This window comes from Streptacidiphilus alkalitolerans, assembly GCF_042511045.1.
GTDB classification, from domain to species: domain Bacteria; phylum Actinomycetota; class Actinomycetes; order Streptomycetales; family Streptomycetaceae; genus Streptacidiphilus; species Streptacidiphilus alkalitolerans.
This window is the reverse complement of the sequence record NZ_JBHEZX010000008.1, coordinates 318,065-340,481: the sequence shown is the minus strand read 5'-3', so window position 1 is coordinate 340,481 and position 22,417 is coordinate 318,065. Positions and strand designations below refer to the sequence as shown.

The following is a 22,417-nucleotide window of genomic DNA, read 5'->3' as shown; positions in this document are numbered from 1 at the left end:
AAGAACCCCCGCGTGGATGGCGAAGGAGCCGTTCCACGTGCGCCCGAGCCCGACCGGAGGCCGCGGCGTTATCATCACGATGGGGCAAATGTCCGGTTTTCCGGTTCTGCTCGGGAGTTGTAAAGCGATGCGTATTGGTGTGCTGACCAGCGGCGGGGACTGCCCGGGTCTGAACGCCGTGATCCGTTCCGTGGTCCACCGCGGCGTGGTCGACCACGGCGACGAGATCATCGGGTTCGAGGACGGGTGGAAGGGCCTGCTCGAAGGCCAGTACCGCGAGCTCACCCTGGACTCGGTGAGCGGCATCCTGGCCCAGGGCGGGACCATCCTCGGCTCGACCCGGGTCCAGCCGAGCCACCTCAGGGACGGGGTGGCCCGGGCCAGGGACTACTGCAAGGAGCTCGGCCTCGACGGGATCATCCCGATCGGCGGCGAGGGCACCCTCAAGGCCGCCCGACTGCTGTCGGACGGCGGGCTGCCCATCGTGGGCGTACCCAAGACCATCGACAACGACATCGCCTGCACCGATGTCACCTTCGGCTTCGACACCGCGGTCTCGGTGGCCACCGAGGCCCTGGACCGGCTGAAGACCACCGCCGAGTCGCACCAGCGGGTCATGGTGGTCGAGCTGATGGGCCGCCACACCGGCTGGATCGCGCTGCACGCCGGCATGGCCGCCGGGGCGCACGCGATCATCGTGCCGGAGCGTCCCTTCAACATCGACCGGGTCACCGAGGTGGTCCGGGAGCGGTTCGAGCGCGGCAAGAAGTTCGCCATCGTGGTCTGCGCCGAGGGCGCCAAGCCCGAGCCCGGCACCATGCACTGGGAGGAGGGCACCGTGGACATCTACGGCCACGAGCGCTTCACCGGTGTCGCCACCCAGCTGTCCATGGAGCTGGAGCACCGGCTGGGCAAGGAGGCCAAGCCGGTCATCCTCGGCCACGTCCAGCGCGGCGGCACCCCCACCGCGTACGACAGGGTGCTCGCCACCCGCTTCGGCTGGCACGCCGTCGAGGCGGTGCACAAGGGCGCCTTCGGGCACATCACCGCGCTGCAGGGCACCCAGATCAACCTGGTGCCGCTGGCCGAGGCGGTGGCCGACCTGAAGACCGTCCCGGCCGAGCGCTACGCCGAGGCCGAGACCGTCATCTGACGCACCGCCGACTGCGCGGAGGCCCCCCGTCCGGAATGCCGGACGGGGGGCCTCCGCTTAGCGTGGCCCCATGGAGATCCTCGCCTACGGCGTACAGGCCGATGAGAAGCCCCTGATCGAGAAGGCCTTCGCGGGGCGGCACGACGTGCACTGCCTGGAGGTGTTCCTCAATACCGACACCGCGCCGCTGGCGGCCGGACACGAGGTGATCAGCACCAGCGTCAACGCCAGCCTGGACGCCTCCGCGCTGCGGATCCTGGCCGCGGGCGGGACCAGGATGATCGCCCAGCGCTCCACCGGCTTCAACAACATCGACCTCGCGGTGGCCGAGGAGCTGGGCCTGACCGTCGCCCGGGTCTCCTACTACTCCCCCTACGCCGTCGCCGAGTTCGCCTGGACCCTGGCGCTGGCGGTGAACCGGCGGATCACCCGGGCGGCCCTGCGTACCCGGGAGTTCGACTTCCGCCTGGACGGGCTGATGGGCCGGGACATCCACGGGATGACGGTCGGGGTGATCGGCACCGGCAAGATCGGCGAGTGCTTCACCCGGATCGCCCACGGCTTCGGCACCAGACTGCTGGGCTGGGACGTGGCGCAGAACCCGGCCTGCCTGGAGCTGGGTATGGAGTACACCCCGCTGGAGCAGCTGCTGGCCGAGTCCGACCTGGTCAGCCTGCACGTCCCGCTGCTGCCCGACACCCACCACCTGGTGGACGGCAGCGCGCTGGGACGGATGAAGCGGGACGCGATCCTGGTCAACTCCAGCCGCGGCGGCCTGGTCGACACCGCCGCCCTGGTCGAGGCGCTGCGCTCGGGCCACCTGGGCGGGGTCGGCCTGGACGTCTACGAGGAGGAGACCGGGCTGTTCTTCTTCGACCGCTCGCTGGAGGTGGTCACCGACGACACCCTGGCCCGGCTGATGACCTTCCCCCAGGTCCTGGTGACCTCGCACCAGGCGTACTTCACCAGCACCGCGGTGGGCCAGATCATCGACACCACCCTGGCCAACGTCGACGACTTCCTGGCCGGACGGACGAGCGAGAACACGCTGATCCCACGCAAGTAGAGGGGTGCGTACAGGGAGCAAAGCGGACAGTCCTACCCTGGTTCAGGACAGTGGCACGACCAGGGAAGCAGGGACAGCTGATGGGTGACATGCCGGGCATGGGACACGACCTCCCCCCGCTGACCCTCGGCCGGGCGCTGGCCCTGGACCCGTCGGCGGACTGGCCGTTCCTGGTCGGCTGCGTGCTGATGCTGGTGCTGTACCTCGGCGGGGTGCTGCGGCTGCGGCGGCGCGGCGACTCCTGGCCGGCCGGCCGCACCGTGGCCTGGGTCCTCGGCACGGTCACCGTCGCCCTGGTCACCTGCACCCGGCTGGACGAGTACGGGATGCAGCTGCTCAGCGCGCACATGATGCAGCACATGGTGCTGTCGATGCTGTCGCCGATCATCCTGCTGCTGGGCGCGCCGATCACCCTGGCACTGCGGGCGCTGCCGGCCGCGAAGGGCCGGTTCAGCCCGCGCGACCTGCTGGTGAAGCTGCTGCACTCGCGCTACGTGAAGGTGGTCTCGCACCCGGCCTTCACCATCCCGCTGTTCATCGCCAGCCTCTACGGCCTCTACTTCACCCCGCTGTTCGACTTCCTGATGCGCTCGACCGCAGGGCACACCCTGATGATGGCCCACTTCCTGGGCGTGGGACTGCTGTTCTTCTGGCCGATCATGGGCGTGGACCCGGGCCCGCACCGTCCCGGGCACCTGATGCGGATGCTGGAGCTGTTCATCGGGATGCCGTTCCACGCCTTCTTCGGCATCGCGGTGATGATGGCCTCCGGGCTGATGGTGACCTCGTTCGCGCACCCGATGGCCTCGCTGCACGTGGACCCGATCACCGACCAGCACCTGGCCGGCGGCCTGGCCTGGGCCTTCAGCGAGATCCCGACCTTCATCGTGCTGATCTCGCTGACCTTCCAGTGGGCCAGGTCGGAGGAGCGGGTCTCCCGGCGCAAGGACCGCACCGCGGACCGGGACGGCGACAGCGAGCTGAACGCCTACAACGCCTACCTGGCCTCGCTGGAGCGGCGCTCGGCCTGAGCGGCACCTCCGGACCGGGCGGCCTGCTCGAGTCCGGCGAGGATGACGTCGACGCCGAACTCCCAGCGCTCGTCGCCCACGTTGCGGGTCAGCGGCCCGATCATCGACAGCAGCGCGGGGTAGCGCTCCGGCGGGAGTGAGCCGAAGTAGGAGCGGACGCCGTCCAGATAGGCCTCGGTCTGCTCCTGATCCGCCGGGGCGTTGTCGTGGCCGCGCCGCTGGCTCACCTCATGGGCCGAGGCGACGAGGTAGAGGGCGAGCAGGTCGACCCCGTAGGCGACCACCTGTTCCGGCAGCCCGCCGGTCCTGAGCAGCACGATCAGCGTCTCGGCCGCGTCCAGCTGGTGCGGCAGGGTCGGGATGTTGGAGACCAGGGCCGCCCTGGCCAGGTCGTTGTGGGAGATCAGGTTGTCCCGGGCCTGGCTCAGGAACTCCTTCACCTGCTCGCGCCACTGCCCGGGGTCGGCCACGGGGTGCACCAGGTCGGCGTGGGCCAGGTCGAGCACCAGCTCGACCAGTTGGTCCTTGCTGCCGACATGCGCGTACAGGGACGCGGGGCCGGTGTTCAGCTCCTGCGAGACCCGGCGCATGCTCAGCGCGTCCAGGCCCTCGGCGTCGACGATGGCCAGCGCCGTCTCCACGATCAGCTCACGGCTGAGGGTGCGGCGCTTGGGGTTCCGGGGTTCCGGCGCGGCCCACGGGCTGGGCCAGGTGGGCCTGGCGGTTGCGTTCACACGGGCTCCTCGCGCTGCGCGGATCTGGTTGATCGGCTCCCACCCTAGTTGACACGAACGGCGTTCGCCAGTAGAACGGTGTTCGTAAGTGAACACCGTTCGTTACTACGAACAGCGTTCGCCCTCTCACTGTCCGTCCACCGGGGGTACCCATGTCCACCAACCAGACCGAAACGGCCGCACCTGCCACCGCACCGATAGCCGGCTCCGCTCCGGAGCCCGATCCGCCGGGCCCCAGCTACCGCTGGCGGTGGTGGATCCTCGGAACCATCCTGGTCGCCGAGGTCATGGACCTGCTCGACACCACCATCGTCAGCATCGCCTCCCCCGCCATCCACGAGGACTTCGGCGGCGGCACCTCGCAACTCCAGTGGATCGGCGCCGCCTACACGCTGACCTTCGCCGTGCTGCTGATCACCGGGGCCAGGCTCGGCGACCTGGTCGGCCGCCGCCGGATGTTCCTGATCGGCACCTTCGGCTTCACCCTCTTCTCCGCGCTCTGCGCGGTCTCGGTGGACTCCGGGATGCTGATCGGCTCCCGCGCCGTCCAGGGCGCCTTCGCCGCGCTGATGATCCCGCAGGGCCTCGGCATCATGCGCGAGGTCTTCCCGCCCAAGGAGGTCGGCGGGGCGTTCGCCGCCTTCGGCCCGGTGATGGGCCTGTCCTCGGTGCTCGGCCCGGTCCTCGGCGGCTTCCTGGTCACCGCGGACATCCTCGGGACCGGCTGGCGCATGGTCTTCCTGATCAACATCCCGCTGGGCCTCGCCGGAGTCGTGCTGGCCTGGAAGCTGTTCCCGAAGAACACCCGCACCCCCGGTGCGACCAGGCTCGACCTGGTCGGCATGGTGCTGCTCAGCGCGGCCGTGCTGCTGCTGATCTACCCGCTGGTGCAGGGCCGCGACCTCGGCTGGCCGATCTGGACCTACCTGTCCATGGCCGGCTCCGTGCCGCTGTTCGGAGTCTTCGGGTGGTACCAGCGCCGGCTGCGGACCTCGGGCGGCTCGCCGCTGGTCGAGCCCAGCCTGTTCCGCAACCGCGCCTTCACCTCGGCGCTCGGCGTCGGCATCTTCTTCTTCGCCGCGATGTCCGGCCTGATGTTCGGCCTCACCCTGATGATGCAGCTCGGCTCCGGCTGGACCGCGATGCACGCCGGATCGACCATGATCCCGATGTCGCTCGGCATCGCGGTCGGCGCGGGCCTGTCCGGCGCCGTGCTCGGCCCGAAGTACGGACGCAAGGTGCTGCACGTCGGCATGCTGGTGATGACCGCAGGGGTGCTCGGGCTCTGGGCCTCCTACTCCCACTGGGGCCTGCACATCACCAGTTGGGACCTGATCGCCGGGCTCGCCGTCACCGGCCTCGGCATGGGCCTGCTGATCGCCCCGTTCTTCGACATCGCCCTGGCCGGGGTCACCGACCAGGAGTCCGGCTCGGCGGCCGGCGTGCTCAACGCCGTGCAGCAGCTCGGCGGTTCCATCGGCATCGCGGCGCTCGGCACCGGCTTCTTCAGCTGGGCCTCCAGCCGCGGCTTCGTCCAGGCCACCGGCTGGACCATGGGCTGCACCGCCGCCGCCCTGCTGGTCGCGGCAGCGGTCGGCTTCGGCCTCCCCCGGATGGCCCGGCCGGAACCCGCGCCCGTCGAGGAGTAGCCGCAGGCACAGCAACGGCCCCTGCCGGATGGCGGGGGCCGTGTGCGCTGACGCGGGAACGCTACGGCAGGAAGTACATCGGGTTGGGGATCTTGTACGTCTGGTCGGCGTAGCCGCCGGACAGGTCGCTGTACTGGTCGCCGAAGTTGCCGACGATGTCGTAGCCCTGGCTCTCGATGTACGCGCGGGTCTGCGACTTGTACTGGATCGTGGTGCAGGTGTACGTCGGGGTCGCGCAGGTCAGGTACGACGGCGGGGCCGCGCTGTTCTTCAGGAACAGGTGCGACACGTCGGCGGTCGGGAAGCCCACGGCGGCCAGGTTGGCGGCGGTGTAGGAGCGCTGCGACTCCGGGCGGCCGGTGATGTAGAAGACCGTGTAGCCCTGCTTCTGCGCCCAGCTGGCCAGGGTGTTCATGCCGAACACGGCCGGCATGGTCTTGGTCGCGATGTAGTTGGCGTTGCTGGTCGGGTTGTAGACGAAGGTCGTCTCGATCTCGTAGTTGTAGGTCGACAGCGAGGTGTCGTCGACATCGAGGACGATGGCCTTCTTGCCGGTCCTGTCGTGCTTGATCTTGCTGGCCAGGTACTTCTCGGCCTTGGCCTCGATCCCGTTGACCTGGATCGCGTAGTTGCTGTCCGCGGAGGCGAAGTGCTCGCCGCCGGCGTCCACGGTGTCGCCGTAGTACGCCTTGATCTGCGAGACCTCGTCGGTCATGTTGGTGATCTGCTTGTCGGACCGGGGCGCTGAGGTGTCGGCCATGGCGAAGCTGCCACCTGCGACCACAGCGCCGGCGACGACGCCGATCGCAAGGATGCCGAACTTCTGCGAGTGCTTGCCGAGGGTGCGTGTGCTCATGCTCATGGAGTGCTGGCTCCTTCGGAGGGTCGAGATCTGACAGACCGTAGGGGTCCAGGTGAGAGCCGGTCAAGAGCTGTCTATGCGCGTTGTCTACGCGCGAAGCAGGAAGGCAGTGTCCGCACACCGGCTGAGCTGGGCGGAAATCTCCCGGCAACGCCATTGAACACGCTTGGCCAACGATTGCGACCCGGTGGACACCACCGCGCCCGCGCAAACGATGATGGTGCGATGACGACGCAGTCCGACGACACCCAGCCAAGCGCACCGCGCACCAGCCCGCCCGGCCCCGGCTCGGCCGCCCTCGGACGGCCGACCCTGCAGCAGGTCGCGGCGCTCGCCGGGGTGTCCAGGGCGACCGCCTCACGGGTGGTCAACGGTGGGGCCGGGGTGCGGCTGCACGTCCAGGCGAAGGTCCGCAAAGCGGTGGAGGAACTGGGGTACGTCCCCAACCCGGCGGCCCGGACGCTGATGACCCGTCGGCACGACGCGGTGGCCGTGGTGGTGGCCGAACCGGAGAGCCGGGTCTTCTCCGACCCGTTCTTCGCCCAGCAGCTGCGCGGCATCGGCCGTGAGCTGTCCGCCGCAGCGGTCCAGCTGGTGCTGCTGCTGGTGACCGACGCCGGGGACTACGCGCAGGTCGGACGCTATCTGGCGGCCGGGCACGTGGACGGCGCGCTGATCTTCTCGCTGCACCGGGACAACCCGCTGCCGGTCATGGTGGACCGGCTCGGCCTGCCCGTGGTCTACGGCGGTCGGCCCGAGTGGGGCGAGCCCGGGTCGATTCCGCTCTATGTCGACACCGACAACCGGGGCGGGGCCAGGGCCGCCGCCGAGCACCTGGTCGCCCGGGGCCGCCGCCGGATCGCGGTGATCACCGGACCGCTGGACCAGACCTCGTCGGTGGACCGGCTCGACGGCTTCCGCGACGTCTTCCCGAACTTCCCGGACAGCGACCCCGACCTGCTGGTGGAGGGCGACTTCACCGCACCCGGCGGGCGCCGGGCCATGGAGCGGCTGCTCGACCGCAGCCCGGACCTGGACGCGGTCTTCGCCTGCTCGGACCTGATGGCCGCGGGCGCGCTCGCGGTGCTGGCCGAGCGCGGCCTGCGGGTGCCGGAGGACGTCGCCGTGGTCGGCTACGACGACAGCGACACCGCCGCCCAGTGGGCCAGCCCCCCGTTGACGACGGTGCGTCAGGACATCGAGGAGATGGGCCGGTTGATGGCCCGGCTGCTGCTGAACCGGCTCCAGCTGGAGTTCGACGGCCGCCCGGACGAGGCCGCGGCGCTGACCTCCGTGGTCACCCCGGCCGAGCTGATCGTCCGCCGCTCCAGCTGACGCCCGGCGGGAGTCCCGCTACTCGGCCGGGCGGCGGAACATTCCATTCAGACCCGACGCGTCCAGCACCTTCTGCAGCACCGCCCGTACCTGCACCAGGTACAACGGGACCTGCCGCTGCTCGGCCCGGTGCCGCGCGCCGAGCAGCGCGCTGAGGCCGCCCGCGTCGCAGAACAGCACCAGGGCGACGTCGACCTCGATCTGGCGGACCCGGGGGCTCTCCAGGATGGTCGCCACGCTCTGCTCCAGCAGTCCGGCGGCGTCCAGGTCGAGTTCGCCCGCGAGCAGGATCTGCGCCCTCCGCCGCTCGTCCAGGACGAGGACCGCGAGGCGGCCGTTGTCGGCCATGCTGCCCACCTCCCCCTACGGAGCAAGTTCTCAATGTAGATGCCGATCCCACCGGATGAATATGCCGTGGTCATTTCCTGGACCGACCCTTTGCCATGACGTGCCGTTGCCCGCCATTGCGCGGACCGACCTGAAAGGGCGTCACCAGCCCTACACTGGTGGGACAGGACCGCTTGACAGGGGCCGTCGGCCGTGAACAGCGGGGGATTCCATGGCCGTCCGTCAACTTCCACCCATTCCGCCGACCGTCGTCGCACCGGCCGTCGGGCAGCGCGATCGCAGCGCGCTCGTCCTGCTGCAGCTGTCCCGGTACGGTCCGCTCGCGGCGGCGTACACGGTCTTCCAGTCGCTGGTCGGTGTGCTGCCCGACTCGCTGTCCGGCGACGCGGCCCGCTACGGGCTGGCCGGCACCGCCGGACTCTCGGCCGGCGCCCTGGTACTGCTGAGCGCCCTGCTGGCCAGGAGCCGGGCCGAGCAGCGGAACACGGCGCAGCCGGCGCCGGCGACCGGCGCCGACCGGTCGCCCGGCTCGCTCGCTCCGCTGCTGCGGGGTACCACGGAGGCCCTGCTGCGAAGCCGGTCGACCGTGGACGATCCGCAGCAGGGGCGGCTCACCGGGTGGGCGCACTTCATCGAGGAGAGCGAGTCGGGGCAGCGCCCGACCGCCATCGGCACCGCCTACGGCCTGCACACCGTGCTCACCCTCGGGGGTGCCGACGGCCTGCTCGAGACCTCGGGCCTGGTGGACACGCTGTGGCGGCTCCGGCTGCCGGACGGCGGCTGGGCCGCACGCACCGGCACCGGGGTCGGCCGTCCGGAGGTCACCGCGCTGGTGCTCGGCGCGCTCAGCCGGGCCGGCGCCGACAGCGCCGGGATCGCCGACGGCGTTGCCGCGCTGGAGCGGATGACCGCCCCGGGGGAGGATCCGGAGGGGCTGTCCCGGACCTATGTGGTGACGGCGGTGATGCGCGGCCTGCTCAGGGCCATGCCGCGGTCCCCGCTGCTCGGACGGCTGCGCACCGAGCTGGTGGCCGGGGCCGTGCCCGATCCGGAGCACGGCGGACTGCTCTGCTGGGGCCACTCGCTGCGCACCGGTACGAGCTCCCACTACCAGTCGCTGCCCTCTCCCGCCCACACCGCCCACGCCGTCCTCGCCCTGTCCAGGACGGCCCGGGTGCTCGGCGAGGAGGGGCGTTCCCGCCATGCCCTCGACCAGGCGGTCGCCTGGCTGGTGGAGAACGACCGGTTCACCCCGCAGACCGAGCACCTGCGCCGGCCGGCGATACCCCCGGCGGTGGGAGTGGACCACGCCATGATCAGCCACTTCACCGCCGCCTGGGTGGCCAAGGCGCTGATGAGCGCGGGACCTGAGACGGTACGAGGCACACCGGACCTCGCCGGGCCCCTGCGCTCCCGCCTGGAACAGGCCGTCGCCGAGGTGTACGCCCAGCAGCGCGACGGGGTCTGGGAGTGGCGCAACGACCGGGAGGCCCAGCCGCTCTGGATGACCTACCAGGGCCTCGCGGTGCTCCAGGCCTGGGCGCTGAACGGCCTGGGAACCACCCGGTGACGGCCGGTCAGTTGCGGGTGGTCAGCTGGAACATCCGCGAGGGGGTACCGGTCCGCGACCCGGGGGGCACCGTGGCCGACGCACTCACCGAGGCCGTCCACCGGCACGGTCCGGACGTGCTCGCCGTACAGGAGGCCCCGTTCGACCCCGATGGCGGGTCGCCGCTGCTGGACGCGGTGGCTGTGGCCGCCGGGCTGCCGCACCGGCTGTACTTTCCCTACTCCCCGGCGATGCACCTGGCCGGCGGCCGGGCCGGGCTGGCCCTGCTGGGCCGGGAGCCGTGGAGCGAGGGGGTGCGGTCGCTGCTGCCCAATCCGGGGCTGCGCCGGACCACCCCCGACCGGGAACTGGTCACCTGGGAGAAGGGGATGCTGTTCGGCCGCCAGTCGCTCGGCGGCCGGCAGGTCTGGGTCGGCTGCGTCCACCTGCCGCCGTTCCATCTCTTCCGGACCGCACCGGACGACCCTTCGGTGCGCGGGGTCTGGACCGGGCTCGCCTCGTTCATCAACGCGCTGCCGGCCGGGCCGCTGGTGGTCTGCGCCGACCTCAACAGCGAACGGAGGAGTCTGCTCATGGACCGGCTGCCGGAACGCCCGTTGCGGAGCGCCGTCACGGCCGGGACGTCACCGATCGGCATGGCGGTGGACGACGTCCTGTTCGGACCCGAGTTCCTGCTGCGGAGCAGTTCGGTGCGGTTCGGGTTCTCCGACCACGCCCTGTGCGCGGTGACCCTGGAGCTCAAGCCGTGACCGGGGCGGGAGCGATCGGCGCGGTTCGCCGGATCGTCGAGGGCGCGGATTCGGCCCAGGCCGCGCTCGGCGCGCTCGGGGCCCTGGTCGGCAGCGGACTGACCGCCCCGCTGCTGGACGCCCTGGTGGAGGACGCCCCGAGCCCGGAGACCGCCGCGCGGGCGGCCTTCTCCTATCGCCACGCGCTGGGCTTCGAGAAGCTGATGCTGCTGGTCGGCGAGCCGCACTACATGCTGCGCGCCCACATCTGGCCGAGGACCGGGCCGACCGCGGAGCCCGGGACCACCGAGCACATCCACAACCACCGCTTCGGCTTCGCCTCGGCCGTCCTGCTGGGCGACCTCGGGATGCGGCTCTACGAACCCGATCCCGCCGGCGAGGTGTTCGCGGCACACGAGGAGCGCATCACCACCGGGGAGTGGTTGATCCGCCCGCGCGGCCCGGCCCGGCTGCGGCTCCGGGCCGATCTGCGGCTGGCCCGAGGGACCCGGTACTGCCTGGAAGCCGAGGCACGGCACCGGATCGTCCGGAATCCCGACGTGCGCACGGTCACCCTGTTCCTGGAGACGGCGACCGAGCGGGCCCACACCGACGTCTACACCGCCGTCGGCACGCCGGTGCCGCCGACGGCGCCGAAGCGTCCACTGGACCCGGCCGACTACGTCGAGGCGCTCAGATCGCTGAGGTCACTGCTCGGCTGAGCCGCGCGCAGGGCCTGGCGGATCGTCCCCAGATTGTGGGCGTCCAGGCCGCGCGACTCCAACGCGCGCAGCGGCAGCCACTCGTAGGCCTGATCGCTCGCGGGAAGCACGATGTCGAAGGTCAGCGGACGCACCAGGAAGTTGGACTGGATGTTGTGCACGGTCCGGCCGTTCCACTGGCTGGCGAAACTCCGCTCGCCGGCTGCCGCCAGCACTTCCCCCGCGAGGCCCGCCTCCTCCCGCAGCTCGCGCAGAGCGCCGTGTTCGGGGAGTTCCCCCTGCTCCACCTTGCCGCAGGGGACCCCCCACACCCTGGGCAGGAACAGCTCCCGCTCACTGCGGCGCACCAGCAGGACGGTGTCCCGGTGAAGGACGACGGCCGCCGCCAGGCGGTTGTGGTCCTTCACCGGTTCCACTCTGATCGTCCGCATCTCACTCCACAGTCCGCAGTCGGGGCCGGCCGTCGGTGCTCCCGACGGCGCGGGGCGCCAGGATAAGGGTGCCCAGTCTGCATGAAAACGGCATGTCCAGGAGCGGAACACTCCAAGCCGGGAGCCCCGGTGCTGGATTCTCACCCGATCGGGTTGCACCCGGGCCGAAGGGTGGATCGCCCGGTCCTGGGTAGACGGTGTGCGGGGCGGGAGATCGATCGGTGCCGCGCGGGAGTTCGAACTGGGGAAGGCACAGGGATGAGACGCAGGACGGCAGTGGCAGGGAGTGCTCCCGTCGCGGCAGCGAAGGCAGCGCCGGCGCCCGAGCGGCGGCGCCCCGTGCGCAGTCTGGGGACGCAGATCCTGCGGGCCCTGGTCGGTACGGTCGCGCTGCTGGCCTTCGCGGTGTGCGCCGCGGTGGTGGTGAAGCTGACGCTGACCCCGTCCCCCGCCTCGGTGGGGATCGCGCACACCAATCTGCATCCGGGGAAGTCGATCCGGCTGTACCTGAACCAGCCCTCGGTCCATCAGGCGATCCTGCAGATCGGCGGGAACATCCTGATCGGGGTGCCCTTCGGCCTGCTGCTGCCGATGATCACCCCGCGCGCCCGGGGCCTGCTGCGGGTGCTGCTGACCACCCTCTTCGTGGTGCTGGTCCTGGAGTTGGCGCAGCACTACTTCATCGAGGGCCGGTCCTTCGACGTGGACGACCTGATCCTGGCCGCGATCGGCGCGGTGATCGGGTACGTCCCGGTCGGCCGCTACCTGTCGCTGCGGGTCCACCCGGGGCACCGGCACTGGTGGCAGCGGCTGCTGGGGCGGCGACCGCCGCGGCGACGACTGCCGAAACCGCGGCGGCGCAGCCCGGCCTGACGGCGGGTCACCCGCGCGGGCGGGGGACCCCGGTGGAGTTGCGGACGATCAGCTCCGGCTCGAACAGCAGCGGTTCGGTCGGTACCGGGCGGCCGTTGATCTGCGACATCAGCGAGGCCATCACCGCCGCCGCCATGGCCCGTACCGGCTGCCGGGCGGTGGTGAGCGGGGGCTCGGTGACGACCATGTGCGGGGAGTCGTCGAAGCCGACCACCGAGAGGTCCTCGGGGATCTCCAGCCCGCGCCTGCGGGCGGCCCGGATCGCGCCGAGGCCGAGCGCGTCGCTGCCGCACACCACCGCGGTGACCCCCTCGGCCAGCAGCCGGTTGACCGCGGTGCTGCCGCCCTCCATCGAGAACACGGTGTGGGCGACCAGCCGGCGCCAGTCGACGTCGACGCCGCGCCGCTCCCAGTAGCCGACGTAGGCGGCCAGCTTGCGCATGGACGGCATGTGGCCGGCCGGGCCGAGGATCAGGCCGATCCGCTCGTGGCCGAGGGCGGTGAGGTGGTCCAGCGACTGGTCCACGGCGATGGCGTCGTCCACCCAGACCTGGCAGACGTCGGTGTTCTCGTCCGCCGCGTTGATCAGCACGGTGGGCAGGCCGATCTCGCGGAGCCTGGCGCACTGCTCCGGGCCCGCGTCGGCGTAGCTGCCGCCGACGAAGACGATGCCGGCCGTGTCCTGCTTGAGCAGCATGTCGATGTAGGTGCTCTCGGAGACCCCGTCGGCGGTGCGGGTGCACAGCACGGGCAGCAGCTCGCGCTTGTTGAGCGCGGCGCAGAGCACCTCGATGAAGGCGGGGAAGATCGGGTTCTGCAGGTCGGGGACGACCAGGCCGACCAGGCGGGACTTCTTGGAGCGCATCGGGGTCGGCCGGGTGTAGCCGAGCACGTCGATCGCGGTCAGTACCGAGTTCCGGGTCGCCTCCGTGGTCCCTGGCCTCTCGTTGAGTACCCGGCGGACGGATGCCTCGCTCACGCCGGCGAACTTGGCAACTTCGGAGAGTCTCGTCATGGGTCTTAATCTACCCGATTCAACGCAAGACTTGAAATGTTTCTTGCAAGTTATAGACAGAATCACGGGCACGCCAAAGCCCGCCCCGGCCGGAGCCGGGGCGGGTTCTGACGTCGCCTCAGAAGCCGCTGTCACCTGCCCCGCGGACGATGGTGTAGCCGCCCGGGTTGTTCAGGCCGCCCGACTTCGCCCCGGTGACGGTGACGCCGGTGGCGGTCAGGCTGCCGGTGACGTTGTTGATGTCGATGCCGTAGGTGCCGGCCCCGTTGATGGTGTCGTCGGTCAGCGCCAGGTTGCTGATCTGCTTGCCGAAGCTCAGCAGCAGCCCCTGGTAGCCGCTGTTCAGCAGGGTGTTGCCGGTGACGTTCACCGGCTGGGTGATGTCCGAGTTGACCGCGTAGATCCAGATCGCGCCCAGCGCTGAGCCCCAGTTGGAGTTGTAGGAGCCGGCCCGGGTCAGCGTGTTGTCCAGCACCGTGGTCGGGCCGGTGAAGCCGCCGCCGAAGTCGGTGCCGAGCTTGATGCCGCCGCCGAAGGCGACGATGTCGAGGACCTGGTTGTCGCGGACCGTGTTGTCGCCTCCGCCGTAGACCCCGATGCCGTTGCCCTGGATCGGGCTGGCGACGGTGTTGAAGGCGACCACCGAGCCGGTGACATTGCCGCCCTCGGTGTCCAGGGCCACGCCGTCGTCGCCGCTGTTGCGCACCACCGACTGCTCGACCCGGGTGTTGCTGCTGCCGCCGTGGACGTGGATGCCGTCGGCGAAGACGTCCCGGATCCGGGTGCCGGAGATGTCGAGGCCGTTGCCGGGCACGGCCCAGATGCCGACCTTGACGTGCTCGATCCACACGTCGGAGATCAGCGAGCCGTTGGCGAAGGTGCCCTCGATGCCGGCCGCGCCGCTGTCGTTGTTGCGGAAGGTCTGGTCGCCCAGGAAGGACAGGTCGGCGATCTGGTTGGTGCCGCCGGTGGCGTAGAAGCCGCCCGCGCCGTTGACGGCGGTGGACTGGATCGTGGTGTACCACTCCCCCGCGCCGCGCACGGCCAGGTTGCTGAGGCTGATCCGGCCCGAGATGTCATAGGTCCCGGCCGGGAACCAGAGGCCCTTGCCGGTGCCGGACAGCGCCGACATGGCGTTGTTGATGGCGGCGGTGTCGTCGGCCCCGCTGTTGGGGGTGACCCCGTAGCCGGTGATGGACACGTAGTTGGCCGGCATGGTCAGCGCCGGGTCGACCTGCTCGGCGTCCACCGCGTCCAGGGTGTAGCTCGCGGCGGTGTCGCCGGCGTCCCGCTGGAACTTGAGCACCGTGCCGACCGGCCAGTTGCCGATCAGCGCGCGGGTCTCGTCGTAGAAGTGGTGCGCCACCCCGGTGCTCGGCGTGCGGGTGTCGTAGTAGCCGGGCCCGTACAGCCAGGAGTACTGGGTGGTCAGGTTGAGGTCCTGGACCTTGCTGTTATTGGCGTAGAGCGAGAGCTTGGCGGTGGCGGTGGAGCCGTCGCTGTTGGCCGGGATCGAGTAGCGCAGCACGATCGAGTTGGCCGGCTTGGTGAGCGTGAGCTGCTCGTACTGGCCGGTGGCGGTCAGCTGGACGGCCTGCCGGGCGGTCGCCTCGGACTGCAGGCTCGGGTAGGAGATGCTGGCCGGCAGCACGGTGCCGTTGGTCTGCACGGTGGTGGCGGTGTACTCGGTGTAGGGGACGGTCGCCCCCTGGGCGGCCAGCGCCAGGCCGCCGGCGATGCTGACGTTGTCCACGGCGATATTGCCGCTGTCGCCCGAGTTGGTCTGCAGTCCGACCAGGTTGAGGCCGGAGCGCAGGGTCACATTGAAGGTGGCGGTCAGCCAGCCGCTGCCGGCCGGCAGGCTGCGCTGGCTGTCGCGGATGCCGTTGAGGTTCAGCGAGATGGTCTGCGCGGTGCCCGTGCTGTTGCCGTAGCGCAGCACCACCGGGTAGCTGCCGGCCGCGGGGGTGTCCACGTCGATGACGACCTGGGAGCCCTGGGCGGTGAACCCGGTGAGGTAGCCGCTGCCGGTGTAGCCGCTGGTCGCGGTGGCGGTGCTGGGTCCGCCGGAGAAGAAGGCCGTCTCGGCCTCGTAGACCTGGCCGGAGCCGGGCGGCGGGGTGGTGGTCGCCGTGGGCGTCGGCGTCGGCGTGGGGGTGGGGGTCGAGACGGCGCCCAGGGTGAGGTTGTCCAGGTTGACGTTGCCGGAGTCGGCGCTGTCGAACCGGTAGGCCACCGTGTTGCTGCCCGCGTTCAGCGTGACGCTCTCGGCCTCGGTGCCCCAGGTGTTCCAGTCCGCCGTGGCCGGCAGGCTGACCTGGCGCAGCTTGGTTCCGTTCACGTACAGCGACAGCGTCTTGGCCGACCCGTTGCCGTTGGCGTAGCGGAGGGTCGCCGTCGCGGTGCCCGCCGAGGACGCGCTGACGGTGAAGGTGGTGGCCGCCGCGCCCTTGTTGCCGTCGGTGTAGCCGCCGACGAAGCCGGTCCCGGTGAAGCCGGAGTGGTCGGTGGCGATGGCCGCGCCGCCGGACAGGGCGGCCGACTCGGCCTCGTACTGGCCGCTGGGCGGCGGCGACGCGGCGGCGACGGTGAGGTTGTCCAGGTTGACGTTGCCGGAGTCGGCGCTGTCGAACCGGTAGGCCACCGTGTTGCTGCCGGCGTTCAGCGTGACGCTCTCGGCCTCGGTGCCCCAGGTGTTCCAGTCCGCCGTGGCCGGCAGGCCGATCTGGCGCAGCTTGGTTCCGTTGACGTAGAGGGACAGCGTCATGGCGGCGCCGGTGCCGTTGGCGTAGCGCAGCGTGGTCGTGGTGCTGCCGGCCGCGCCGGCGGTGACCGTGAAGGTGGTCGCCGCAGCGCCCTTGTTGCCGTCGGTGTAGCCGCCGACGAAGCCGGAGCCGGTGTAACCGGTGTGGTCGGTGCCGACCGTCGCGCCGCCCGAGAGGGCGGCCGACTCGGCCTCGTAGGTGGTGGACGCGGCCGTGGCCGGCAGTGCGGCCCAGGCGGCCAGGCCGACCAGGAGCGCCATCAGGGCGAGCAGTGCGCTCAGCCTGGGGGACGTGCGACGGGGGGATCGCAGAGGCATGACTCGACTCTCTGTGTGAGCGGGCTTGAAGGGTGGGACGGCTCGATGAGTCGTGGGGACGGTAATAACGAGACCGCCCTGGCGCAAGGGTTCCGGCATGGTTCAGGAAGAACGAGACGGATGTGTTGCCGTACTTGCGTGATCGATGGCGGCCCTCGGCCTCCGAAAAGGGCCCCATGAGCTTGAGCGATGAAATTATTGCCCCAGCGAGTTCATCTTTTGCAGATCAAGAGGTTCCCGCGATTCAGACCCCCGTGCAGGTGAGCGCCTCGCACTGAGCACAACCCGGGGTCACCCAGTCCGCCCGGGGCAGGCTCGGGCTTCCATGGGCCGTGACAGGCCTTCACGGCCCGCTCGATGCAATTCGTCGTCTTCTTTCAGATCTCAAGCAGGCTCTTGCAAGATGTGTGACGCGTCTGTACGTTGAGGCCACGCCGGATGACAGCGGGGTCTCCCCCGGATGTCCTGATCGTTTCCGACGGTGCGTCACCACCCCACCCTGCCTCCCCTCACACACTCGGGAACCCACAGATGATGACCAACGGGACTGGCGTCAGAGTCCGCAAGGCGCTCGCAATGGCCCTCGCAGCAGGTTGCTGTCTCACCGCCGCGGCCTGCGGCAGCTCCAAGTCGGGCACGGCCTCCACCTCTGCCGACGGGATCACCACGATCACCGTGAACGACGAGCCGGCCAGCACCGACGCGGTCAACCGCAAGAACTTCCTCGCCGACATCGCGGCCTTCGAAGCGAAGAACCCGAAGATCAAGGTCATACCGCACGAGGGCCAGATGGACCCGAAGACCTTCTCCGCGAAGATCGCCGGCGGCCAGCTGGAGAACGTCTTCTACACCTACTTCACCGACCCGGCCGGGCTGATCGCCAAGCACCAGGCGCTCGACATCACCAGCTACCTCTCCGCCTTCCCGCTGGTGAAGACGGTCAAGCCGCAGCTGATGAAGGTCTACTCCGACAGCGCCGGCAAGGTCTACGGCATCCCCCAGGGCAACTACTCGATGGGCCTGGTCTACAACCGCACCCTGTTCACCAAGGCCGGTCTGGACCCGAACTCACCGCCCACCACCTGGGCCGAGGTCCGCGCCGACGCCAAGAAGATCGCGGCCCTGGGCAACGGCATCGCCGGCTACGGCGACTACAGCAAGTCCAACACCGGCGGCTGGCACTTCACCGCCGAGATGTACTCGCTCGGCGGCGACGTGGCCAAGCAGGGCAGCGACGGCAAGTGGACCGCCGACTTCAACAACGACAAGGGAAGGCAGGTCCTGCAGCAGCTGCACGACATGCGCTGGGTCGACGACTCGATGGGCCAGAAGCAACTGCTCGAGTGGGCCGACCTGCTGCAGATGATGGGCGCGGGCAAGCTCGGGATGTACGTCGCCACCTCCGACAACATCCCCACCATCTCCAACCAGTACAAGGGCAACGCGGCGGACTACGGGCTCGGCCCGATCCCCGGCGGTGGCGGCACCCTGGCCGGCGGCGGCGGCTTCATGTTCAACCCCAAGGACACCCCGGCCCAGGTCAAGGCCGGTATCGCCTGGCTCAGCTACAAGTACCTGACCCCGGGTCAGGGCGAGTACGACTACGCCCGCGCCTCCGCCGCCAAGCAGCCGGTCGGCCTGCCGGAGCCGGACCTGTGGACCGGCGCCGCCGAGGCCACCCGGACCAGCCTGGTCGCGGCCAACGCCAACGTCCCGGTGCAGAACTACCAGCCCTTCGTCACCGGCAACGCCAATGTCCCGCTGGACGTCGAGCCGCCGAACGCGCAGCAGATCTACGCCGTCCTGGACACCGCGATGGCGCAGGTGCTGACGAACAAGAACGCGGACGTCAACAAGCTGCTGTCGGACGCGGAGAAGCAGGTCAACTCGATCCTCTCCACCGTCCAGTAGGTCCGTCGGCACACCGGGCGGGCCGCCCTCCCCATGGCACCGCGGCCCGCCCGCCCCCGCAGAAAGGCACTCCCCCATGGCGACCACCACCGCGGGTCCGTCCCGCGACCTGCGCGCACAGCGCCGGGACCGACTGCGGCGCCGGCTCGCCGACAACGCCCTCGCCTACAGCTTCATGGCCGCGGGCATCCTCTGCTTCGCCGTGTTCTCCTGGTATCCGCTGGTCCGCGGGCTGATGCTGAGCTTCCAGCAGGACAACCTGGTCACCCCGCCGACCTGGATCGGTCTGGAGAACTTCCGGCACCTCTTCGCCGACCCGCTGTTCCTCACCGCCTGGAAGAACACCTTCGAGTTCACCGGCCTCGCGCTGGTCTTCGGCTACCTGGTGCCCTTCGGCATCGCGGTGCTGCTGAACGAACTGCGGCACTTCAAGGCCTACTTCCGGGTGGTCGTCTACCTGCCGGTGATGCTGCCGCCGATCGTCAGCGTGATGGTCTGGCAGTTCTTCTACGACCCCGGCAACGGCCTGTTCAACACCCTGCTCCGGGGCGCGCACCTGCCGACCTCGCAGTGGGTGCAGTCCCCGCACATGGCGATGATCTCGCTGGTGCTGGTCTCCACCTGGGCCAACATGGGCGGCGCGACCATCATGTACCTGGCCGCGCTGCAGACCATCCCCGGCGAGCTGTACGAGGCCGCCGAGCTGGACGGCGCCGGGGTCTGGAAGCGGCTGCGGCATGTGACGCTGCCTCAGATGCGGTTCATCATGCTGGTGCTGCTGCTCCTGCAGATCGTCTCCACCATGCAGGTGTTCATCGAGCCGTTCCAGCTGACCGGGTTCACCGACCCGTCCACCATCACCGTGATGACGCTGATCTACCGCTACGCCTTCGCCGTCAACAACGACTTCGGCCTGGCCGCGTCGATGAGCGTGATCCTGTTCGCGGTGCTCGCCGTCTTCTCCGCCTTCTACATGCGGCTCACCCGCGAAACCGCCTGAGGGGCACGCCACCATGACTCTGCTGACCGAGCCCGAGCGCGCCCTGCCGGGCTCCGGGCCCACCACCGCCGCCACCGGAACACCCCGGTCGGGCCGCCGGCGCGGACGCCGCACCGCTGAGAGCGGCACCGCCACCCGCAGCCTGATCTCCGACCTGGAGCTGGCCCGCCCGCGTGCCCGGGTGCTCTACTTCCTCACCCTGACCGGCACCGTCGTGGTCTTCGCCGCGGCCTTCCTGTTCCCGCTCTACTGGATGGTCACCGCCGCGCTGAAGACCCCGGCGCAGATGGCGGACAACACCGTCGGCAGCCTGGTGCCGACCTCGTTCCAGCTGTCCAACTACGCGGACGCCTGGAACGAGATGCACATCGCGCACTTCTTCCTCAACACCGTCTACTACGCGGCCGGCGGCTGGTTCATCCAGATCGTCGTGGACGTCACCACCGCCTACGCGCTGTCCAAGCTGCGGCCGGTGTTCGGCCGGGCGGTCTTCGGGATGATGCTGGCCAGCCTGATGCTGCCGGCCACGGCCCTGCTGGTCCCCGCCTACCTGAACATCACCAGCCTGCCGTTCATCCACCTCAACCTGCTGAACTCGCCCTGGGGGCTCTGGCTCCCGGGCGCCGCCAACGCCTTCAACGTCTATGTGCTGAAGCGCTTCTTCGACCAGATCCCGGACGAGCTGCTGGACGCCGCGTCCATCGACGGCGCCTCCCGGCTGCAGATCCTGGGGCGGATCATCCTGCCGCTCTCCCGGCCGGTCCTCGCCGTGATCTCGATCCTCTCGGTGATCGGGATCTGGAAGGACTTCCTCTGGCCGATGCTCGTGCTGCAGGACCCCGAGGCGCAGACCCTGTCCGTGGCCCTGCAGCGGCTCTCCGCCACCACCCAGGTCCCGCCGACCGAGATGATCGCCGGGCTGGCCATCGCCTCGGTGCCGATGGTGGTCGTCTTCCTGGTGTTCCAGCGACACATCCTGGCCGGCCTCTCCGCCGGCGCGGTCAAGGGCTGACCTCCCCCCGCCGGCACCGCCCGTCCCACCGCACGCCCTCCGCTCACGTCACGTTCCCCGCAAGGAGATCCCCCGCCATGTCCGACGCTCCCCGCTCCGACGACGAGCACGCCGACCCCGTGCACACCGACGCCGCGACGGCATGGTGGCGCAACGCCGTGATCTACCAGGTCTACGTCCGCTCCTTCGCGGACGGCAACGGCGACGGGGTCGGCGACCTGGCCGGCGTCCGGGCCAAGCTGCCCTACCTGGCCGACCTCGGCGTGGATGCGCTGTGGTTCAACCCCTGGTACGCCTCCCCGCTGGCCGACGCCGGCTACGACGTCGCCGACTACCGCGCCATCGACCCGCGCTTCGGCACCCTGGCCGAGGCCGAGGCGCTGATCGGCGAGGCCCACCGCCTCGGCCTGCGGATCATCGTGGACATCGTCCCCAACCACAGCTCGGACCAGCACGAATGGTTCCTGGAGGCACTGGCGGCCGGCCCCGGCGCCGAGGCCAGGGAGCTGTTCTGGTTCCGCCCCGGACGCGGCGAGAACGGCGAACTGCCGCCCAACAACTGGAAGTCCGTGTTCGGCGGCGACGCCTGGACCAGGACCGACAACCCGGACGGCACCCCCGGCGAGTGGTACCTGCACCTCTTCGCCTCCGAGCAGCCCGACCTCAACTGGGAGAACCCCAAGGTCCGCGAGGACTTCGAGGACGTGCTCCGGTTCTGGTTCGACCGGGGTGTGGACGGGGTGCGGATCGACTCGGCGACCATGCCCGCCAAGGACGCCGGACTGCCCGACTTCGACGAGGCCGCGCCCCCGTTCCCGCACCCCTTCGTGGACCGCGACGAGGTGCACGACATCTACCGCGCCTGGCGCGCCGTCGCCGACAGCTACCCCGACCCCCGGGCGCTGATCGGCGAGGTGTGGCTGGACCAGCCCGAGCGGCTGGCCGCCTACCTGCGCCCCGACGAGATGCACACGGCCTTCAACTTCGACTACCTCAACTGCGCCTGGGACGCCGACGACCTGCGCCGCGTCATCACCGCGACCCTGGCCGCGCACGCCCCGGTGGACGCGCCCGCCACCTGGGTGCTGTCCAACCACGACGTCACCCGGCACGTCTCCCGCTACGGCCGCGAGGACTCCTCCTTCGGCAACAACGGACGGCAGTACCACGTCGCCACCGACCTGGACCTCGGCACGCAGCGGGCCCGGGCGGCCACCCTGCTCAGCCTGGCGCTGCCCGGCTCCGCGTACCTCTACCAGGGCGAGGAGCTCGGCCTCTGGGAGGTCGACGACATCCCGGACGCGCTGCGCGACGACCCCTACTTCCACCGCACCGACGGCGAGGTACTCGGCCGCGACGGCTGCCGGGTCCCGCTGCCCTGGTCCGGCAGCGAGGCACCGTTCGGCTTCAGCCCGGACGGCGCGACGGCCGCGCCGTGGCTGCCGCAGCCGGCCGAGTGGGCCGCGCTGACGGCGGAGGCGGAGGACGGGGTGGCCGGCTCCACCCTGGAGCTCTACCGCACCGCCCTGCGGATCCGTCGCGCACAGCCCGCGCTCGGCGACGGGACGCTGGAGTGGCTGGACTCCCCGGCCGGGACGCTGGTGTTCCGCCGGGAGGAGGACCTGGTCTGCGCCGTCAACCTGACCGGACAGTCCGTCAGCATCGCCGTGCCTGGCGAGCTGCTGCTGTCCAGCGGTGGTGAGGTCGACGGCGCAGGCTGGAGCGGCGAGCTCACGGCCGAGTCGGCGGTGTGGCTGCGTACGTCCCGCTGAACCGGGGCGGGCGGGGACGGGTACGGTGGGGGCATCGTCATGATCACGAGTCACGAGGAGTTGACGCCGTGCCCGCCGTACCCGCTCCTGTTGCAGCTGCTCCTGCCGCTCCTGCTGTCCGGG

The 22,417-nt window shown here is 70.4% G+C and carries 19 protein-coding genes; 13 read left to right on the top strand and 6 right to left on the bottom strand.

The window, feature by feature from the left end; all coding sequences use genetic code 11:
* The first annotated feature begins 127 nt into the window (after positions 1–127).
* The 3 genes from ACEZDG_RS20820 to ACEZDG_RS20810 all read left to right on the top strand — a co-directional run bounded on the left by ACEZDG_RS20820 (position 128) and on the right by ACEZDG_RS20810 (position 3,250).
* Positions 128–1,153, top strand: coding sequence for a 6-phosphofructokinase (locus ACEZDG_RS20820; RefSeq protein ID WP_380511777.1), 1,026 nt, complete (start codon positions 128–130; stop codon positions 1,151–1,153).
* Positions 1,154–1,223: 70 nt separating this feature from the next.
* The gene (locus tag ACEZDG_RS20815) at positions 1,224–2,219 is read left to right on the top strand and encodes a 2-hydroxyacid dehydrogenase (protein WP_380511775.1); all 996 of its coding nucleotides are present in this window, start codon (positions 1,224–1,226) and stop codon (positions 2,217–2,219) included.
* A gap of 80 nt (positions 2,220–2,299) precedes the next feature.
* The gene (locus tag ACEZDG_RS20810; protein WP_380511773.1) at positions 2,300–3,250 is read left to right on the top strand and encodes a cytochrome c oxidase assembly protein; all 951 of its coding nucleotides are present in this window, start codon (positions 2,300–2,302) and stop codon (positions 3,248–3,250) included.
* Here the strand turns inward: ACEZDG_RS20810 and ACEZDG_RS20805 are convergent.
* Positions 3,217–3,984: a TetR/AcrR family transcriptional regulator gene (locus ACEZDG_RS20805; protein ID WP_380511771.1), complete on the bottom strand. Its 768-nt coding sequence runs from the start codon at positions 3,982–3,984 to the stop codon at positions 3,217–3,219. The two genes, ACEZDG_RS20810 and ACEZDG_RS20805, sit on opposite strands and share 34 nt — an antisense overlap.
* A gap of 152 nt (positions 3,985–4,136) precedes the next feature.
* Here ACEZDG_RS20805 and ACEZDG_RS20800 point away from each other — a divergent pair, with 152 nt between their 5' ends.
* Positions 4,137–5,633: an MFS transporter gene (locus ACEZDG_RS20800; RefSeq protein ID WP_380511769.1), complete on the top strand. Its 1,497-nt coding sequence runs from the start codon at positions 4,137–4,139 to the stop codon at positions 5,631–5,633.
* 61 nt (positions 5,634–5,694) lie between these two features.
* Here ACEZDG_RS20800 and ACEZDG_RS20795 read toward each other — a convergent pair whose 3' ends face one another.
* Entirely contained in the window at positions 5,695–6,495 is an 801-nt protein-coding gene (locus ACEZDG_RS20795) for an HAD family acid phosphatase (RefSeq protein ID WP_380511767.1), read from the bottom strand.
* A 225-nt stretch (positions 6,496–6,720) separates the two neighbouring features.
* On the opposite strand from ACEZDG_RS20795, the gene ACEZDG_RS20790 reads away from it, so the two are divergent.
* Entirely contained in the window at positions 6,721–7,830 is a 1,110-nt protein-coding gene (locus ACEZDG_RS20790; RefSeq protein ID WP_380511765.1) for a LacI family DNA-binding transcriptional regulator, read from the top strand.
* Between the two features lie 18 nt (positions 7,831–7,848).
* Here ACEZDG_RS20790 and ACEZDG_RS20785 read toward each other — a convergent pair whose 3' ends face one another.
* Positions 7,849–8,178, bottom strand: a complete 330-nt coding sequence (locus ACEZDG_RS20785; RefSeq protein ID WP_380511763.1) for an STAS domain-containing protein — start codon at positions 8,176–8,178, stop codon at positions 7,849–7,851.
* A gap of 211 nt (positions 8,179–8,389) precedes the next feature.
* On the opposite strand from ACEZDG_RS20785, the gene ACEZDG_RS20780 reads away from it, so the two are divergent.
* The 3 genes from ACEZDG_RS20780 to ACEZDG_RS20770 are packed head-to-tail and all read left to right on the top strand — an operon-like array spanning position 8,390 to position 11,198.
* Entirely contained in the window at positions 8,390–9,748 is a 1,359-nt protein-coding gene (locus ACEZDG_RS20780; protein WP_380511761.1) for a hypothetical protein, read from the top strand.
* A complete protein-coding gene (locus ACEZDG_RS20775) occupies positions 9,745–10,497 on the top strand; it encodes an endonuclease/exonuclease/phosphatase family protein (protein ID WP_380511759.1) in 753 nt (250 codons plus the stop codon). Before ACEZDG_RS20780 ends, ACEZDG_RS20775 begins: the two co-directional genes overlap by 4 nt.
* Positions 10,494–11,198, top strand: a complete 705-nt coding sequence (locus ACEZDG_RS20770; protein ID WP_380511757.1) for a hypothetical protein — start codon at positions 10,494–10,496, stop codon at positions 11,196–11,198. Before ACEZDG_RS20775 ends, ACEZDG_RS20770 begins: the two co-directional genes overlap by 4 nt.
* Here the strand turns inward: ACEZDG_RS20770 and ACEZDG_RS20765 are convergent.
* Positions 11,156–11,629: an NUDIX hydrolase gene (locus tag ACEZDG_RS20765; protein ID WP_380511755.1), complete on the bottom strand. Its 474-nt coding sequence runs from the start codon at positions 11,627–11,629 to the stop codon at positions 11,156–11,158. The two genes, ACEZDG_RS20770 and ACEZDG_RS20765, sit on opposite strands and share 43 nt — an antisense overlap.
* Positions 11,630–11,968: 339 nt before the next feature.
* On the opposite strand from ACEZDG_RS20765, the gene ACEZDG_RS20760 reads away from it, so the two are divergent.
* Positions 11,969–12,502, top strand: coding sequence for a VanZ family protein (locus tag ACEZDG_RS20760; RefSeq protein WP_380511753.1), 534 nt, complete (start codon positions 11,969–11,971; stop codon positions 12,500–12,502).
* 7 nt (positions 12,503–12,509) lie between these two features.
* Here the strand turns inward: ACEZDG_RS20760 and ACEZDG_RS20755 are convergent, their stop codons facing one another.
* Together ACEZDG_RS20755 and ACEZDG_RS20750 are read right to left on the bottom strand one after the other, a co-directional pair.
* On the bottom strand, positions 12,510–13,517 hold the full coding sequence (locus ACEZDG_RS20755) for a LacI family DNA-binding transcriptional regulator (RefSeq protein WP_380511751.1): 1,008 nt from the start codon (positions 13,515–13,517) through the stop codon (positions 12,510–12,512).
* 118 nt (positions 13,518–13,635) lie between these two features.
* A complete protein-coding gene (locus ACEZDG_RS20750; RefSeq protein ID WP_380511749.1) occupies positions 13,636–16,599 on the bottom strand; it encodes a carbohydrate-binding protein in 2,964 nt (987 codons plus the stop codon).
* A gap of 576 nt (positions 16,600–17,175) precedes the next feature.
* Between ACEZDG_RS20750 and ACEZDG_RS20745 the strand changes: the two genes are divergently transcribed.
* The 4 genes from ACEZDG_RS20745 to ACEZDG_RS20730 all read left to right on the top strand — a co-directional run bounded on the left by ACEZDG_RS20745 (position 17,176) and on the right by ACEZDG_RS20730 (position 22,294).
* Positions 17,176–18,510, top strand: coding sequence for an ABC transporter substrate-binding protein (locus ACEZDG_RS20745; RefSeq protein WP_380511747.1), 1,335 nt, complete (start codon positions 17,176–17,178; stop codon positions 18,508–18,510).
* Between the two features lie 76 nt (positions 18,511–18,586).
* Complete coding sequence (locus ACEZDG_RS20740; protein WP_380511745.1) at positions 18,587–19,510, top strand: carbohydrate ABC transporter permease; 924 nt, start codon at positions 18,587–18,589, stop codon at positions 19,508–19,510.
* 13 nt (positions 19,511–19,523) lie between these two features.
* On the top strand, positions 19,524–20,522 hold the full coding sequence (locus ACEZDG_RS20735) for a carbohydrate ABC transporter permease (protein ID WP_380511743.1): 999 nt from the start codon (positions 19,524–19,526) through the stop codon (positions 20,520–20,522).
* A gap of 77 nt (positions 20,523–20,599) precedes the next feature.
* Complete coding sequence (locus ACEZDG_RS20730) at positions 20,600–22,294, top strand: glycoside hydrolase family 13 protein (RefSeq protein ID WP_380511741.1); 1,695 nt, start codon at positions 20,600–20,602, stop codon at positions 22,292–22,294.
* Positions 22,295–22,417: the final 123 nt, after the last annotated feature.